The following is a 17,027-nucleotide window of genomic DNA, read 5'->3' on the forward strand; positions in this document are numbered from 1 at the left end:
TGCCCACCCACGGTCCTGAAAGGGCACATCTGACGCGACGTGATGGTGAGTTCCACCACCGCGCACAAGACTTGCCCGAGGCAGCTGGGCCGCCGCTGTTCGGTCGTTCGTCGTCACATAGCCACTGGGAGCACTGTGTCCGTCATTTACTCCGTTGAGGGTCGGGTCGTTCGGCCGGACGGGTCCGGTGTCACCGGACTCGAAGTTCAGGCATCGGTGCGCCGGTTGCGTTCCGCCGACGAACTCGGGACCTCGACGACCAATGCGTCCGGCGGCTACCGGATCGAGTTCACCGCACCGGACCGCAGCTTCGATCTCGTCGTCAGCACAGCTGTCGACGGTCGTCCGGCCGCGGTCGTCCGGCAGGATGCTCAGCAGCACGAGCGGGTCGACCTGATGGTGTTCGGCGACGACCGAACCGAGTACGAACGCGTTCTCGCCGCGGTCGAGCCGGCGCTGGATGGTCAGCGGCTGAGCTCGCTCACGGATCCGGCCGACTACGAGTTCCTGGCCCGCGCAACCGCTCTGGACGTCGCACAGGTCGAAGCGCTGGCAGTGGCATCGCGACATGCCGAAGCTACTTCGTTGCCTGCCGACGGCTTCTTCGCGCTGCTGCGCGCCGGCAAACCTGCCGAACTGTCGGCGCTGGCACGCAGGCCGCAGGCGGAGATCGCCGAGTCGCTGAGCGCAGCCACGGAGAGTGCGGTCATCCCGGCCCTGGCGGGCGACGAGTTCGCGACGGAATTGTGGACGCGCGAGGTGGCTTCGGTTGCTTCCGGGGCAGGCTCGCTGGGGGAGTTGTTCAGCCGTGGGGTCCCGGATGATCAGGAACGAACGGCAGCCGTTCGGGCCTATCTGTCCCGCGGCGGCGACCTTGCCGACTTCTGGGCAGCAGCCGGGGATGCGCCGTACGTGCCGAGGCTGCGACTGACCTTCGAAGTCGGTGCCTTGAGCAACGGCGACTCCGGCGTGCTCGACGACGTCCTGACGCGCTTCGAAGCCGGTGAGATCGCAGCGACCAAGGATCTGGCCCGGATCGCCGACGACCTGCCGCCGGAGGTCCGCGATCGAATCGCCGCCCGGTACCCAGGCCCCTACGCGACGCACCGGCTGACGAGTCAGCCAACCGAAGCTGCCGATCCGGCGGTCGAGTTCCTGCGCGCCAATCCGGAGTTCGACCTGGTCGGGACGCCGGTCGACGGCCGATCGGTGCCCGACGAGGCAGCACGGACCGAGCTGGCCGGGATCCAGCGCACGCTCAAGATCGCCCCGCGCTTCGAAGCCATGCAGGAACTGCGCGCGCAAGGACTGTCCTCCGCCGCGGCCGTCGCCGCGCGATCGCCGGAGGACTTCGCCAGTGCTGTCGCCGGCGCGGTGGCCGCCGACGAGGCCGCGGACATTCACGCCCAGGCTGTTCAGGTCCACGCCACGGCCGTGAACCTGGTGGCCGATCTGCGGACCGCCGGTCAGATCGACGTACCGTGGCTCGCCCCGGCCGAGGAGCTGACGGATCGGATCCCGAACTGGGAAGAGATGTTCGGATCGACCAGCTACTGCGCCTGCTCGGAGTGCCGCTCGTTCTACAGCCAGGCGGCCTACCTGGCCGACCTGTTGGACTTCCTGTGGGACACCGGCGTCGATATGGGCGGCACGTCTATGGGTAGTGAGGTGATCGAACCGCTGTACTGGCGCCGGCCGGATCTGTGGGATCTCAAGCTCAGTTGCGACAACACGAATCTGGCCCTGCCCTATGTCGACCTGGTGAACGAGCTACTCGAGAACGCCGTCTCGCCGCAGACGGCCATCCCGGACACCGAGCGCCAGACGAGTGGAGACGCCGATCAGCTGCGGGTCCGTCCACAGCACGTGAACCAGGGTGCGTACGACAAGCTCCGGGCCGCTGTCTACCCGTGGGACTTCCCGTTCGACCTGTGGCGGCAGCAGGTGAACACTGCGCTCGGTCAGCTCGGGATCCCGCGCGAGACGTTGCTGCGGGCAACGTCTGTGCCGGGGGCGGTGACCGGGCCCGTGGTCGAGGAGACACTCAACCTGAGCAAGGTCTCGGCGCAGATCGTTGCCGGCGAGCCGCTGACGCCGGCACGCACCCTCCCCGAGTTCTGGGGGCTCCCCGCGAACCATCCGATCGACTACCTGATCGAAGCGCTCCTTCCGCTGCCGGCCATGCTCCAGCGCTCCGGGCTGGACTACGCCGAGCTGACGGCGATCGTGGCGACCCGGTTCGTCAACCTGTCGATCAGCGTGAATCCCGACGAACCCTGCAACACCTCGCAGATGCGCATGGACGGGCTGACCGCCGACTCCATCGACCGGCTGCACCGTTTCGCGAGGCTGCAGCGGGCGCTGGGCTGGTCGCCCGGGGATGTGGACCGTGCGATCTTCGTTCTCGGTGGGCGGCTGAACCGTGCCACCCTGACGCAGTTGGCGGCGGTCCGGCAGCTCCAGGCGCGGTTCGGCCTGCCGTTGGACCGCGTCCTTGCTCTGGTCGGACGGCTGGATCTGTTCCGGTACGAGGACGAAGTGCCCCTGTACGATCGGCTCTTCCTCGACCCGACGGTGGTTGTCACCCAGCCCGGCGTGCCGAACCCGTTCGAGCTCAACGAGGCGCGGACGGAGGTCAAGGTCGTCGGGCCGTTGCTGCAATCGACGGTGACGGCAGCGCTGCTCGCCGTACTGCAGATCACCGACGACGAGCTGCAGCTGATGGTGAACGGTCCGGCCTCGGTCACGCCGGACCGCATGACGACGGTCGCGAACCTGACCTCGCTGTTCCGGACGGTGACACTGGCCCGCGCGCTCGAGCTGAGCGTGACCGAATTCCTCCGGGTGACAGAACTGTCCGGACTGGCCCTGCAGACAGCCGCGCTCCAGGCGGTCACACCGGCAGAGTCGGAGCTGATGGGTGGCGACCTGATGCGCTTCCCGGTGCCGCCACCGCCCGCCTTGCCCAGCGGCCAGGAAGGAGAGTTGCCTGCCGGCGCACTACCGCGGTTGCCCGCCCCACCGGTCGCGGCGGTGGCTGCACTCCCGGTCGACGTAGTCGTGGACCGGATCGTTCGGCTCGCTGATGCTGTGCAGGAGCTGTCGGTGGCCGGTTTCGGTGTCGGTGACGTCGAGTCGGTGATCGCCGGAGCCCCTGCCGGGCTGCCTGACGATGCACAACTGACATCGACCCTGACTGCGCTGCGTTCAGCTCTCCGGGATGTCTATCAGGAGACGACGCGCACCGACGACGACCAAGGTGATCTGACCCGCAAGAACCTCGGCCTGCTCGGTTGGGGCGCGGCCGCGGTGGACGACGCCCTCGCGACACTGCGCGGTACGACGACCTACCGCGTGTCCCTTGCGACGCTGCCGAAGCCGATCCCGCCGACCATCCCGGTGCGGTACGACGCCGTCGAGCAGCAGCTCGTCGCGACCGGGCCGATCACCGACGCCGTCCGGCAGTCACTCGAGGCCCTGAGCACGGATGCGACCTACCGGGCCGCCGTGCTGGCCTTGTGGGATGCGCCGCGAGACGCTGTCGCCGGCCGGATGAAGGCACTGCGGCTGCCGACCTACTCGACCTCGCTGCCGACTCTGCCGGCCGATTTCGTGCTGCCGAAGTCGTTGACCGGGCGGGTCTACTACGACGTCACCACCCGTGCGTTGTGCAGCCGGGGCTACCTGTCGGCGGCCGACGCCGACGCCCTGCAGGCCGCTTCCGGCGATCTCACCTTCCCCGTCGTCGTCGCCGAGCTGCGCCGCTTGCAATCGGTCACTCCCGTTGCGGAGGGCAACAAGTTCTTCACGCGGCCGGAGGCGGAAGCGATGTTCGCGACCGACCTCGGAGCGGCCGGTCGCTTCCGGCTGGCGCAAGCGAAGCTCGGCCCGGTGATCCACGGACTGCTGACCGATACCACCGTCAAGCAACATGTCGGCGCTGCGACCAGTCTGGACGCGGGCGTCGTCGAGGCCCTGCTGGGGACCTGGTTGCGGTCCGTCCCGATCGGCACGTTCCTCGATTCCGCGTTCGTCGGCAGTGACCCCGCTGTCGTCGTCAGCCGGAACGGTTTCCCGAACCAGTTCGCCGCGCTCACCCGGCTGCACCGCGTCGCGCTGGTGCTGATCCGGGCGCGGATCACCGCTCCGGACCTGCCCCTGCTGTTCAAGTACACGGCAACTTCCGGGTGGCTGGACCTCAACGCACTCCCGGCGAGCGTGGTCCGCGGGGTCTCGCCGTTGTTCGCGCCGCTCGTCCGGATGCTCGGCGTGCTGCGGCTGCGGAGCGCCGTACCGGAGATCGAACCGGTCATCGCGCAGGCACGCGCCACTGGGACGACAGTCGACAAGGTCATGGCCGAGCTGCACAAGCGCACCGGCTGGGATCAGGCTGACATCACCGACCTGGCCCGCGTTCTCGGCCTTGACCAACCGGCCGAGTTCGCGGACGAACGCAATCTGCTGGCGTTGGCCGGTGCCGTCCGGATGATTCAGCGACTGGGGGTGTCGGCCAACCGGGTCGCGACCTGGCTCGTTGCCGAGCCGACTCCGCAAGCGGCCGAAGCGGCCTGGCAGACGGCGAAGGCCAAGTACGCGCTGAAGGACTGGCCGGCGGTCGGCGGTCCGCTGCAGGACAAGGTTCGCGAGCAACAGCGCAAGGCTCTGCTCGCGTACCTGGTCGCGAACCCGCTGGAGGACCGGAAGGGGAGAAGAGCCTGGTACGACGAGATCGGGATCCACAACCACTTCCTGCTCGACGTCGAGATGGGGCCGTGCCAGCAGACGACGCGACTGGCCCAGGCCATCTACAGCGTGCAGCTGTTCATCCAGCGATGCCACCTGAACCTCGAACCCAACGTGCGGGACATCCCCGAGTACTACTGGAAACGCTGGGAGTGGCTGAAGGAGTACCGCCTCTGGGAGGCGAACCAGAAGATCTTCCTCTACCCGGAGAACTACACCGAGCCGGAGCTGCGCGCCACCAAGTCACCGTTCTTCGTCGACCTGGAGAACGAGCTCCTGCAAGGTGAGGTGACCGGCGCGGCCGTCGAGACGGCGTTCCTGACCTACCTGGAGAAGCTCAACCAGGTCGCCCGGCTTCAGCCGTGCGGGATGTACAGCTACTACAACGAGAAGCGATCCGAGCACACGCTCTACATCTTCGCGCGGACGGACTCGACCCCTCGGCAGTACTACTTCCGCACGTTGATCAACGGCTGGCGATGGACGCCGTGGGAGCACGTGGAACTCGACGTCGAGGGCGAGACGCTCGTTCCGATGGTGTGGAACGAACGGCTCTACGTGTTCTGGCTGAGCTTCGTCGAGGTCGCCGTACCGGAGACCATGACGTATCCGCCTGCCGACGGGAAGATCCATCCGGCCAAGACCCACTGGGAGATCAAGCTCAACTGGAGCCAGTACGTCAACGGCCACTGGCAGGCCAAGAAGATGTCCCAGCAGTCCTTGACCACCGTGGTCTCCGGCACTTGGTGGGTCAGCGCTCAAGGGGTGCCCATCTACTTGCTGCCACCGGACGATGATGCGAAGCTGCCGGAGCTGTACATCTGCCGACCTGTCATCGATCCGGCAAGCGGAGACCTGGTTCTCTGGGTCATGCTGAACAAGACCTACGTGTACAGATGGGGCGACCCGGAGCTCCCGGTCGGAACGTTCGGTGTGGCCGGGGGGTTCCAGCTGAGTGCCCGGCGTGGGACCGTGTCCACCGCGTCACTGGTCGTGACGCACGAGAGTCGCATGCCGCCGATTGCTCCGTGGCCGACGAATACGGTCGTGCAGAACAACGAGTTCGTGGAGAGCGCGGACAGCGACGGTCAGCTCCACCTGCCGTCACAGAATTACCCGGGTCAGATGGTACGCCGGCTGCAACGTACGCCGGGGGCGACGCCGTTCCGGGTGCTGTATCCACATCAGTACGTCGACCATGCCGCACGTTTCATGATGTTCTTTACCGACGCGACCCGGACCTACCTGATCAAGCCCCGCCTGGTCGACCCCAACATCCCGGACCCGCCAGGTCCGAACGAGCTGACCACTCGATCCACCGGGACGGTGGAAACGCCTCCGCCGTTGCCGGTCAAGCAGCGGCCTGCCCTCGCCGGCAGGCCGGTGACCGGGACGTCCGTCGTCGTGCCGAGCTCGGCGCGGGCCGAGGCCCCCAGGGCAGACCTGATGATCCCCTTGCCGACCTGGTACGCGGAGTTCGTCAGGTTCTACCACCCGCACATCGAACTGTTCCTCTCCAGGCTGGCCAACTCCGGCATCGACGCGTTGCTCGATCCGATCGTTCAGGCGAACCCGGAGAGCATCTACGGGTCCCGGTTCAATTTCGGGACCGAACCTGGTTCGGTGTACGGCGCCGACGGTGGCGGCGTGCTGAAGCCGTACCCCGACGAGCCGGTGGCCTTCGAGTTGGACGACGCGTACGCCGAGTACAACTGGGAGCTGTTCTTCCAGATTCCGCTGATGGTTGCCGAGCGGTTGTCGGCGAACCAGCGGTTCGAGGAAGCGCAGCAGTGGTTCCACCGGATCTTCGACCCGACCTCGCGCAAGGGAGAGGGGCCGCAGCGGTACTGGCGCACCAAGCCGTTCGTGCAGAAGACCAAGCCGGACTATCAGAAGCAGCGCATCGAGGAGATTCTCAAGAGGCTTGCCGATCCGCGGAACAGCGACGACCAGCACGCTCTGCGGGAGTGGATCGACAATCCGTTCCAGCCCGATGTGGTCGCTCGGTTGCGGACTACGGCGTACCAGAAGGCCGTGGTGATGAAGTACCTGGACAACCTGATCGCGTGGGGCGATCAGCAGTTCCGGCGGGACACGATGGAGTCGATCAACCAGGCGACCCAGCTGTACCTGCTGGCGGCTGAGCTGCTCGGTCCGAAGCCCGTCGAGGTCGACGACCGTGCCGAGCCGGCAGCGAAGTCCTTCTGGGAGGTTCGCGAGGCGACACCACCGGGGCGGGATCCGGTCACGCTGGCCGAGGCGCTGGTGCCCGTGGCCGGTTCCGTCGCGCCGAGTATCGCGCCGGGTGTGAGTACGACGTACCTGAAGTACTTCCGGCTGCCTCGGAACGAGAAGCTGCTGGGGTACTGGGACACGGTGGCCGATCGGCTGTTCAAGATCAGGCACTGCCAGAACATCGACGGCGTCACCCGGCAGGTGCCGTTGTTCGGGGCTCCGATCGACCCGAGTCTGCTGGCCCAGGCGGCCGCGGCCGGGATCGACCTCGCCACGATCCTCGATGACATCAACGCGCCCTTGCCGCACTACCGGTTCGGCTCGATGGTCGCGAAGGCCAAGGAACTGACGGCCGAGGTCAAATCCTTCGGTACGGCGCTGGCCGCCGCGCTGGACAAGCGCGATGCCGAGGTGATGGCCCGCCTGCGGTCGACGCAGGAGGTCGCCGTGCTGAAGGCGATCCGGGACGTCAAGCAGCAGGGGGTCGACGAGGCCGCAGCGTCACTCGAGGCGCTGATGAAGTCGAAGAACACCGTCGAGGCGAAGCACCAGTACTACCAGGACAAGAAGCTCACCAATGACAAGGAAGATGCGCACCAGCGGCTGACGACGGAGACCTTCGAGGATCTCTACGCCGCCCGTGGGCTGAACAAAACCGCCAGCGTAATTGCGTTGCTCCCCGATCTGAAGATCGGCTTCCCGACCACGATCGGGGCGACCTGGGGAAGCACCAACGTCATCGCCGGTCTCCGGGGGAGCTCCGAGGCGCTGTCCACCGCAGCCGGGATCACGCAGAGCAAGGCCGGACTTTCCGCGACGCTGGGCGGCTACGACCATCGGTTCGCGGAGTGGCAGTTCCAGGCGGCGCAGGCGAAACTCGAGGCCGAACAACTGGAACAGCAGATCCAGGCCGGAATCATCAAGCTGAAGATCGCGCAGCGGGAGGTCGAGAACCAGGACCTGCAGATCGCGAACGCGAAGGCGACCGATGAGCTGCTGCACAGCAAGTTCACCAACAAGGAGCTCTACGACTGGATGGCCGGGCAGCTGTCGACCAGCTACTTCCAGGCCTACCAACTGGCGTACGACGTGGCCAAGCGGGCCGAGCGGGCCTACCGGCACGAGCTCGGTGTCGACGACTCGAACTTCGTGAAGTTCGGGTACTGGGACAGCCTGCACAAGGGGTTGCTGGCCGGCGAGCGGCTGGGGGTCGACCTGAACCGGATGGATGCGGCCTACCTGGAGGCGAACGCGCGCGAGTTCGAGCTGACCAAGCGGATCTCGATCGCCCAGCTGGACCCCGAGGCGCTGCAGAGTCTCAAACAGACCGGCCGATGTTTCGTTTCGTTGCCGGAGGCATTGTTCGACCTGGACAACCCGGGCCACTACCTGCGGCGGATCAAGAGTCTCGGCGTCACGGTGCCGTGCGTGGCCGGCCCGTACACCGGCGTTCATCTGACCGCGACGTTGTTGCGCAGCTCGGTCCGGGTCGATCCGCGGGCCGGGAACTATCCGCGGAAGCCATCCGATCCGCGCTTCCGCGACCAGGCCGGAGCCGTGCAGTCGATCGTGACCAGTGCCGGCCAGGAGGACTCGGGACTGTTCGAGGTCAATCTGAGGGACGAGCGGTATCTGCCGTTCGAGGGCGCCGGTGCCATCAGCGAGTGGGAGCTGAGTCTGCCCGGCAAGTTCCGGCAGTTCGACTACGAGTCGATCACCGACGTCGTGCTGAACCTGCGTTACACGGCACGCCAAGGTGGCAGCGGCCTCGCGGAGGACGCCGTCGGTCAGTTGACCGAGGCGCTCAACAAGTGGGTGCACGCGGGTGGTGGTCAAGGTCTGTTCCGCACCTTCTCCGTACGGCGTGAGTTCGCCGACCAGTGGAGCCGGTTCGTGCTCCCGGCCGGGAGCGCCGACCCCTCCGTCACGCTGCGGATCGGCAAGGATCGCTTCCCCTATTTGTTCCACGGACACAAGCTCGATGTCGTCAAGCCCGAAGCCGTTCTGGTGCTGAGCCGCGAACATCTGAAGGCCTACGCAACCGGTACGGCGTTGACCGCGAGCCTGGCTGCACCAGGAGGGCCAGGCAGTACGACGCTGTCGGTCGGAGCCGACGGTCAGCCCCGTGGCCAGTTCGCGTTCACTGTGGCTGTCACCGATGCGGGCGCCGACTGGGTGCTGACGATTCCGCGGACCGCTGTCGCGAAGCTTCCGGCGTCGTTGCGGACAGCGGACAACCTGCTGCGGCCGGAGGTCGTCGAGGACCTGCTGATCGTCTGCAACTACAAGCTGACGACAACCAATGGCTGAGCCCTGGACTCCGGGACCGGACCTGCCGATCCCTGGCTACTGGGCCGGGCAGTACTCCCTGGTGGCGCTCGGCAACGGCAAGTTCCTGCTGGCCGGTGGCGAGGACGGACGCCGCAAGCCCCTCGGTCGCAGCTTCGTGTACGACGGAACGTGGACCGAGACCGGTCCGGTGGTGGTGCCGCGCCGATTGTGCAGCGTGACGAAGCTGAGGGACGGGCGCGTGCTGGTGGTCGGCGGTTTGACCGGGCCACCGGCCCGACCGGCCGCCGGGACCGCCACGGCCGAGATCTTCGATCCGGGACCACGGACCTGGAAGGGCACCGGATCGTTGCGGCAAGGACGGTTCGCGCACACGGCGACGCTGCTGCCCGATGACCGCGTCCTGGTGGCCGGTGGGATCGCGCGGCGGTCTGCCGATTCGCATCACGCCGTCCGGTCGGTGGAGATCTTCACACCGTCGACAGGGTTGTGGGAGACGACGGATGCGATGACCGACCCGCGGTTCGGGCAGATCGCCGTACCGTTGCTCGACGACCGGATCCTGATGGTCGGCGGCGGTGTCGTGATCGGCCCTGGATCGTACGGCGCTCAGGCGATGTGCGAGCTCTACGACCCGCGCACCGGCAAGTGGACTCCGACCGGGAATCTCGCGGTCGCCCGCAAGGGGCATCAGGCGACCCGGCTGATCGACGGCCGGGTGATGGTCAGCGGCGGCGACGGCCGGGGCCTGGTGAATTGGGAGTACGAGCGCTACAGCCAGTACGCAACCGAGGTGTACGAGCCCGGCCAGGGCACCTGGAAGCAAGCCGGTGACATGACGTCGGGGCGCAGCCACCATCGCGATGTGCTGTTGCCGTCCGGAAAGGTTCTGCAAGTGGGTGGGACGGACGACGGTACCTTCGACACGGGCTACCGCACCGCGGCGATGTTCGATCCAGGCACGCTGGAGTGGAGTGAAGCACCTGCGCCGGCTGTCGGCCGGTTCGGGTTCGCCACCGCCGAGATCGGCGGCAAGGTGCTGATCGCCGGCGGTCTGAAGCGCTCGGGTGCCGCGGCCTTCGACCCTGGAGCCGACGTCGCGACCGCGACGTCGGAACTCCTGACGATCTGAGGAGACTGCGATGCAGACTTCGACAGCCTCTTGGTATCCGGCCGGCGAGTTGCCGGTCGCCCGCGGCTTGTTCGGTGACGAGGCAGCCGTCCTGAAGGACGGCCGCGTCATGGTGGTCGGCGGGGCGGACGGACGCCGTACGGCGCTGGACGACGCGGCGATCTACGACCCGGACACGAATCAGTGGTCGGCGACCGGCGGACTCGTCACCGCCCGGCGCAGTCACACCACAACAGTTCTACCGAGTGGGAAGGTGCTGGTGGTCGGTGGTGAGACCGGCGCCCTGACGTTCCCGTTCGATGGACTCGCGACCGCCGAGCTCTGGGACCCGGCATCCGAGAGCTGGACCGAGACAGGCTCGCTCCGCGACGCGCGCTGGGGCCACACGGCGACGCTGCTACCGAACGGGACGGTCCTGGTCGCCGGTGGCGCCGGCGCCCGGACGTCCCAGTCGTACCGGAGTCTCGCGTCGGCGGAGATCTTCGATCCGGAGACAGAGAAGTGGACGCCGACCGTTGACATGGTCGATCAGCGCACCTCGCATTCCGCAGTGCAGCTGGCCGACGGCAGAGTACTGGTGATAGGTGGGTTCCTGGCCACCGAGCGCGGGGATGGCGTCACGTTGAGCTTCTGCGAGTTGTACGACGTGCGGACCGGTCGATGGACGCCGACCGGAAGTCTCGCCGTGCCGCGTGGTTCCCATACGGCGACAGTGCTCGCCGATGGTTCGGTCCTGGTGACGGGCGGCTGGCCGCCGAAGGTCCCGATCGACTGGAACTTCCAGGAGTACAGCCTGTGGTCCGCCGAGCGCTTCGAACCGGCGACGGGCCTGTGGTCACCGGACACCAATTTGCCTGCCGGCCGCGCTCAGCACAGGGCGGTGCGGCTCAAGTCCGGCGAGGTCCTGCTGACCGGTGGGACAGAGGCCGCGAATGTGGTCACCGGGTATCCCAGCACGCTTCTGTACGACGCTCGATTGCGCACGTGGACGCAGGTTGCCGCGATGAGCACCGGCCGGTTCGGCTTCGGTCTACTGGCCCTCGCTGACGGACGCGCGCTGGCCATCGGTGGTGTCGAGTCGTCCGGCTCGGCGCTGCCGGTACCAGGCAACGACGCGATGCTGGTGACTGCGGAGACCTTCGGGGCGTATCAGGAGCCGCAACCGCCGACCCAGGACGAGTTGGATACCTGGCTCCGGCTGGGTGAGGAGTGGTCACGGATGGCGGCCGTGCATCACACGGAGAAACGCGAAGCAGACGCGGTGGCTGCCGAGCAGAAGGCCGCGGTCTTCTTCCTGCGGCTGCGCCGGGCGAAGCCGCCGACCTACACCTGGCGGTGGGCACATTCGGCGGTGTTCCTCGGCGTCTACCTTTCGTACGCCGGACAGCACGACAAGGCGGCCGATTCCGTGATCGCTGCGATCGAGGCCTGCCGGGAGGTCGGCGACCGCCCCCGCGAGGCCTGGGCAGCAGGCAATCTCGCCGCAATCCGGGACCGCGCGGGACGACCGGCCGCCGCGGTCGAGGCCCAGCGACAGGCCCGGACGATCTACGCGGATCTCGCCACCGGCGACCCGACGTACCGCGGAACCCTCGCGCGGGCCGAGGTCTTCCTCGGTGTGTACCTGGCACGTGCCGCCCAGTACGACGAAGCGGTCGCCGTCACCAGGCACGCCATCGGTCTGTACCAGGCACTTGGCGACCGGGATCTCACCGCCTGGGCGAACACGAATCTGGCGAGCCACTGTGCAGCGGCCAACCGCTATCAGGACGCGGTGGTCGCACAGACCGAGGCCCGGCGGATCTACCGCGAGCTGGCCGCGACAGACCCGAAGTACCGGCCGATCCTGGCCTCGACGAATGTGGTGCTCGGCGGACTGCTGATCCACATCCCGCAGTACGACGAAGCCATTGCTGCGACGCAGGAGGGCATCGACATCTACCGGTCCGCAGCGGACCGGCCGCAACTCGCCTGGGCACTGGGCAATCTCCGCACAGTGGCTCAGGCCGCCACCCGGCTTCCGGAGGCGATTGCCGCCGCACAGGAGTCACGCGACATCTACGCGGAACTGACCGTGGCCAACCCGGCATACCGACCGCTGACAGCCGATGCCGCCTACCGCCTAGGCGGCGTACTAAAGGCAGCCGGTCAACGCCCGGCCGCCCTCAGCGCGGCACGCGAGGCCGTAGCGCTCTACGAACAACTAACCGCAACCGATCCCACCTACTCAGGCCACCTCACTGCCGCCCGCAACCTCGTCACCGAACTAGGCGGCTGATCACCAGCTAGTTGCCCGCCGAGCGAAGCGAAGGCGCAAGCCCGAAAGCGTGCCCAAGCCACAGCAGCCGAGCGAAGCGAAGGCGAAGGGGGTGCGGGTGGCGAAGCCCCCGCCCGCGCCAAGCGAAGCGCAGGCGCACAAAATGCCGAAGGCGACCCGGTCCGCGCTTTCCGCGGACACAGGTCGCCTTCGCCTGAGGGTGAGTGACGGGACTTGAACCCGCGACCACCTGGACCACAACCAGGTGCTCTACCAGCTGAGCTACACCCACCATTGCCGCTCAGTACTGCGGCGGCTGGGTAATCATAGCGATGATGTGCTGCTACTAAAAATCGGGGGTTCAGGACTCCGAGACGGCGGCTGCGGCGGCTCTGGCGGTGTCCGAATCCGGGCCGGGTTGGGGGACGAAAACGGTCTGGCGGTAGTAGCGGAGTTCGGAGATGCTTTCGCGGATGTCGGCGAGGGCCCGGTGGTTGCCGGTCTTGGCGGGGGTGGCGTAGTAGACGCGGGGGTACCAGCGGCGGACGAGTTCCTTGATGGAGCTGACGTCGACGTTGCGGTAGTGCAGGTGGGCTTCGACGCGGGGCATGTCGCGGACCAGGAAGGTGCGGTCGGTGCCGACGGAGTTGCCGGCCAGGGCGGCTTTGCGGGGGTCTTTGACGTAGCCGGCGATGAAGTCGAGGACCTGTTGTTCGGCGTCGGCGAGGTCGATGCCCTGGTCGAGCTCGGCGAGCAGGCCGGAGCCGGTGTGCATGTCGCGGACGAAGTCGCCCATCTGCTCGAGGGCGGCGGCGGGCGGCTTGATCACCAGGTCGATCCCGTCACCGAGCACGTTCAGTTCGTAGTCGGTGACCAGCACCGCGACCTCGATCAGGGCGTCTGCCGCCAGGTCGAGGCCGGTCATCTCGCAGTCGATCCACACCAGCCGGTCATTCATGGGCACCCACCTTACGGCTGACCGTGGACAGTCCCGTGACCGGCTGGCCGCGGGGCGGCTGTTTCCGTTGCCGGTACGGCGAGAATCCGAGACTATTCACCACGGTTGGGTGACAACCTGGTTGCGCTCCGGAGGCTGCTGGTGCTGTCCTGTTGCGGGGAGCTGGGGAGGAGGTGCGGGGCTGATGGAACCTGGGGCGGGGACGGTGGGCCGGCCGCGGCTGACGGCGTTGCTGGACGAGGGCGTGCACCGGCGGTTGCTGACCGTGGTGGCCGACGCGGGCTTCGGCAAGTCGACTTTGCTGTCCGCCTGGGCGGCTGGACGCACTTGCGCCTGGCACACCGTGCGGGCCGAGGACGCGTCGCTGGCCGGCATGGTGGCGCGTCTGGTGGCCGCTCTGCGCAGTCAGGTGCCAGCGCTCGCTTCTATCCCGGCTGAGCTGCAGAGCCCGCGCGGTCCGGACGCGGACGCCGAGCAGGAGACCAGAGCCCTCGCGTACGCCGCTCTGCTGGCAGACGCCCTTGATCACAACCTCAACGAGGACCTGGTCCTGGTGCTCGACGATCTGCACGAGCTGGGCCCAGATGCACCAGCGACCCGGTTGATCGAGGGCCTGGTGCGGATAGCGCCGGCAAACGTCCACCTAGTTGTTGCCTCCCGCACCTCGATGCCGTTCGGGATCGACAGGTTGCGGGGCCGGGGGCAGGTGCTGGAGATCGACGCGACCGCTCTGGCGTTCACAGTCCCCGAGACTGTCGCCGTACTGGAGAAGGTGCTCGGTGAAGGTACGGCGGACCTCGCTGAGCCGCTGCAGGCGGCGGTGCAGGGCTGGCCGGCCGCCGTACGGCTGGCTGTTGAGGCACTGCGGACTGCACCGGCGGGTGAGCGGGCTGGTCGGCTGCGGCGGGCGCTGCGGTCGGACGGTCCGCTCTATGACTACCTGGCTGAGGAGGTCTTCGCCGCCGAGCCTCCATTGGTACGTCGTCTGGTGGCGGGCGTTGCGGTACTGCCCAGGTTCGGATCTGTGCTGTGTCAGGCGATCGGCCTCACCGACAGCGCCGATACGTTGCACCAACTGCGGACCCGGGGTCTTCTGGTCTCAGCGGGTGAGGCGGATGGCTACGAGCTCAATCCGCTCGTCAAGAACTTCGCCAACGACAGGCTGGTCGTGGACGAGCCGGAGCTTGCTGAGCTGACGCTGCGAGCAGGGAAGTGGTTCGAGTCGGTCGGTGAGCACCGTGACGCGCTGGCCTGCTATCAGTCGGTCGACCCGACCAGAGTGGCTCGGATGCTCACTGAGACCGGTCACTCGATGGTTGCGGGCGGGCTGGCCGAGGTAGTGGTCGCAGCGGTGGCCGCGCTGCCTGCCGACCTGCGCGGTGCCGCGCTGGACCAGCTCGAAGGGGAAGCCCGACAGGTGCTGGGGGACTGGCAGGGGGCAGTCGAGTGTTTCGACCGCATCATCGAGCCGGACGGCGAGATCCCGGTGGGCGTGGCTTGGCGGCTGGGGCTCATCCACCATCTGCGTGGTCAGACCGATGTGGCGATTGCGACGTACCAGCGTGGTCGCATCGACGGTCAGCAGCCGACTGACGAGGCTCTACTGCAGGCGTGGTGGGCGGGTGCGCACTGGCTGCGTGGTGAGTTCGAAGAGTGCAGGGCGCTGATCAACTCGGCCTACGAGACGGCCAAAGTGTCCGGTGATGACAGGGCCCTGGCTATCTCGCACACTGTGCTCGCGATGCTGGCTGCGGTCGACAGCGACCCCAGTGGCAACTCATCGCACTATCTGTATGCGCTGGACCATGCAGAGCGTGCTGGTGATCTCCTGCAGTCGATCCGGATCCGGGTGAACCGCTCGTCGCACCACATCGCCGAAGGCGACTACGAACTCGGTCTACAGCAGTTGGACATCGCGTTGGAGCTCGCGGATCGCGCCGGCTTCGCAGTGTTCCGTGCACTCGCCCTCAACAACCGTGGCGAGGCGCTGCTGCGTCGTGGCCGGCTGGATGAGGCGATCGGGGAGCTGGAAGCGTCCCGTGCGCTCTACCAGAAGCTGGACTCCAAGCGAGTCGCCCAACCGCTTTCGGTGCTTGGCGAGGTCTACCGCCAGCGTGGCGACCGTGCGATGGCCAGGGCGTGTTTTGAGGAGGCCATAGCGATCGGTGAGGCGACCAAGGACATGCAGTCGCTGGTCCCGTCGCTGGCTGGCCTGGCGCGAGTCCTGGCAGTAGAGGAGCCGCAGCGCGCAGCGGAGCTGGCTGAGTTGGCCAGGCAGGCCGTTGCCTATGGCCCGGTTCTGGGGCTCTCCGGTGCGCTGGTCGCCTTGGGCTGGGTCACGCTGCACGCCGGCAACCGTGCTGACGCTGCGGCGACTGCAGAGGAGGCTGCGGCTCTCTGTCGGAAGCGGCGCGACCGTGCCGGTCTGGCCGACGCACTGGAGCTGTACGCCGAGGCTGGTGGCGCATCGGTCCTCCACGAGGTGCTGAACATTCGCAGCGAGCTGGGCGACCAGTTGGGTGAGGCCCGCGCGGAGCTGATGCTGGCCAAGCGGACCAGTGGTGCAGAGGGACGCGAACTCGCCATGCGAGCGCACCAACGCTTCCTGGCGGCCGGTGCGACGCGCTATGCAGCCGCAGCACTGGCTACGAGCGACCAGACCGGTCCTGCTGCGGTGAAGGTGGAGTGTCTGGGCGGCTTCCGGGTGCTGCGCGCCGGCAAGGCGGTCCAGCTGGGGGAGTGGCCGTCCAAGAAGGCCCGGGACCTGCTGAAGATCCTGGTCGCCCGCCGCTGCCGACCGGTCGCGCGGGTGCAGTTGCTGGACCTGCTCTGGCCGGACCAGGACGAAACGGTCGCGTCCCCGCGGCTGTCGGTCGCCCTGTCGACCGTGCGGTCCGTGCTCGACCCGGAGAAGAAGTACCCGCCGGACCGCTTCGTCGGCGCCGATCGGGCGACTATCTGGCTCGATGGCGACCAGACGGCGGTCGACGTCGAGCTGTTCCTGCGCGATGCCCGTGAGGGGCTCAACGCCAGCGATCTGCGGTTGCTGCGGGCGGCAGAGGCGGCGTACAGCGGTGACTTCCTTGAAGAGGACGTGTACGCCGACTGGGCCGCAGGGATGCGTGAGGAGGCCCGGGCGCTCTATGTCCGGGTGGCACGGGTCCTGGCCGAGCGAGGACGGCGTGACCCGGACGCGACGGCCGGATACCTGCTCCGCATCCTCCAGCGGGACCAGTACGACGAGCGCGCGCACCTGGGCCTGGTTTCGGCGTTCCAGGCGAGTGGTGCGCACGGCGAAGCGCACCGGGCGTACCGGACCTACGTGCAGCGGATGGGCGAGCTGGAGGTCGAGCCCGCACCCTACCCCGCCGTACCGGCTCGGCTTTAAGGCTGTCTGAAGGTCCGCCAGCACC

The 17,027-nt window shown here is 67.5% G+C and carries 5 protein-coding genes and 1 tRNA gene; 4 read left to right on the plus strand and 2 right to left on the minus strand.

From position 1 onward, the window contains the following. Positions 1–135: 135 nt before the first annotated feature. From ABD231_RS29705 to ABD231_RS29715, 3 genes are read left to right on the plus strand one after another with little or no spacing between them, the layout of a single operon-like run. Complete coding sequence (locus tag ABD231_RS29705; protein ID WP_344159058.1) at positions 136–9,288, plus strand: Tc toxin subunit A-related protein; 9,153 nt, start codon at positions 136–138, stop codon at positions 9,286–9,288. Then, the gene (locus ABD231_RS29710; protein ID WP_344159060.1) at positions 9,281–10,399 is read left to right on the plus strand and encodes a Kelch repeat-containing protein; all 1,119 of its coding nucleotides are present in this window, start codon (positions 9,281–9,283) and stop codon (positions 10,397–10,399) included. The genes ABD231_RS29705 and ABD231_RS29710 overlap by 8 nt, the downstream gene beginning before the upstream one ends. A gap of 10 nt (positions 10,400–10,409) precedes the next feature. Further along, positions 10,410–12,677 carry a Kelch repeat-containing protein gene (locus ABD231_RS29715; RefSeq protein ID WP_344159062.1) on the plus strand — a complete coding sequence of 756 codons (2,268 nt, stop codon included), beginning with the start codon at positions 10,410–10,412 and terminating at the stop codon, positions 12,675–12,677. Positions 12,678–12,875: 198 nt separating this feature from the next. On the opposite strand, the gene ABD231_RS29720 is transcribed toward ABD231_RS29715, so the two are convergent. Together ABD231_RS29720 and orn are read right to left on the minus strand one after the other, a co-directional pair. Next, positions 12,876–12,948, minus strand: a tRNA-His gene (locus ABD231_RS29720). Positions 12,949–13,017: 69 nt separating this feature from the next. Then, positions 13,018–13,614, minus strand: coding sequence for an oligoribonuclease (orn, locus tag ABD231_RS29725; protein ID WP_344159064.1), 597 nt, complete (start codon positions 13,612–13,614; stop codon positions 13,018–13,020). Between the two features lie 184 nt (positions 13,615–13,798). Here orn and ABD231_RS29730 point away from each other — a divergent pair, with 184 nt between their 5' ends. Beyond that, positions 13,799–17,002, plus strand: coding sequence for an AfsR/SARP family transcriptional regulator (locus ABD231_RS29730; protein WP_344159066.1), 3,204 nt, complete (start codon positions 13,799–13,801; stop codon positions 17,000–17,002). Positions 17,003–17,027 lie beyond the last annotated feature (25 nt).

The organism is Kribbella yunnanensis (assembly GCF_039529655.1).
Lineage (GTDB): Bacteria > Actinomycetota > Actinomycetes > Propionibacteriales > Kribbellaceae > Kribbella > Kribbella yunnanensis.

Coding starts and splice junctions, on each gene's coding strand:
- ABD231_RS29710 (WP_344159060.1), top strand. CDS start 9,281: ATGGCTGAGCCCTGGACTCCGGGACCGGACCTGCCGATCCCTGGCTAC.
- ABD231_RS29715 (WP_344159062.1), top strand. CDS start 10,410: ATGCAGACTTCGACAGCCTCTTGGTATCCGGCCGGCGAGTTGCCGGTC.
- orn (WP_344159064.1), bottom strand. CDS start 13,614: ATGAATGACCGGCTGGTGTGGATCGACTGCGAGATGACCGGCCTCGAC.
- ABD231_RS29730 (WP_344159066.1), top strand. CDS start 13,799: ATGGAACCTGGGGCGGGGACGGTGGGCCGGCCGCGGCTGACGGCGTTG.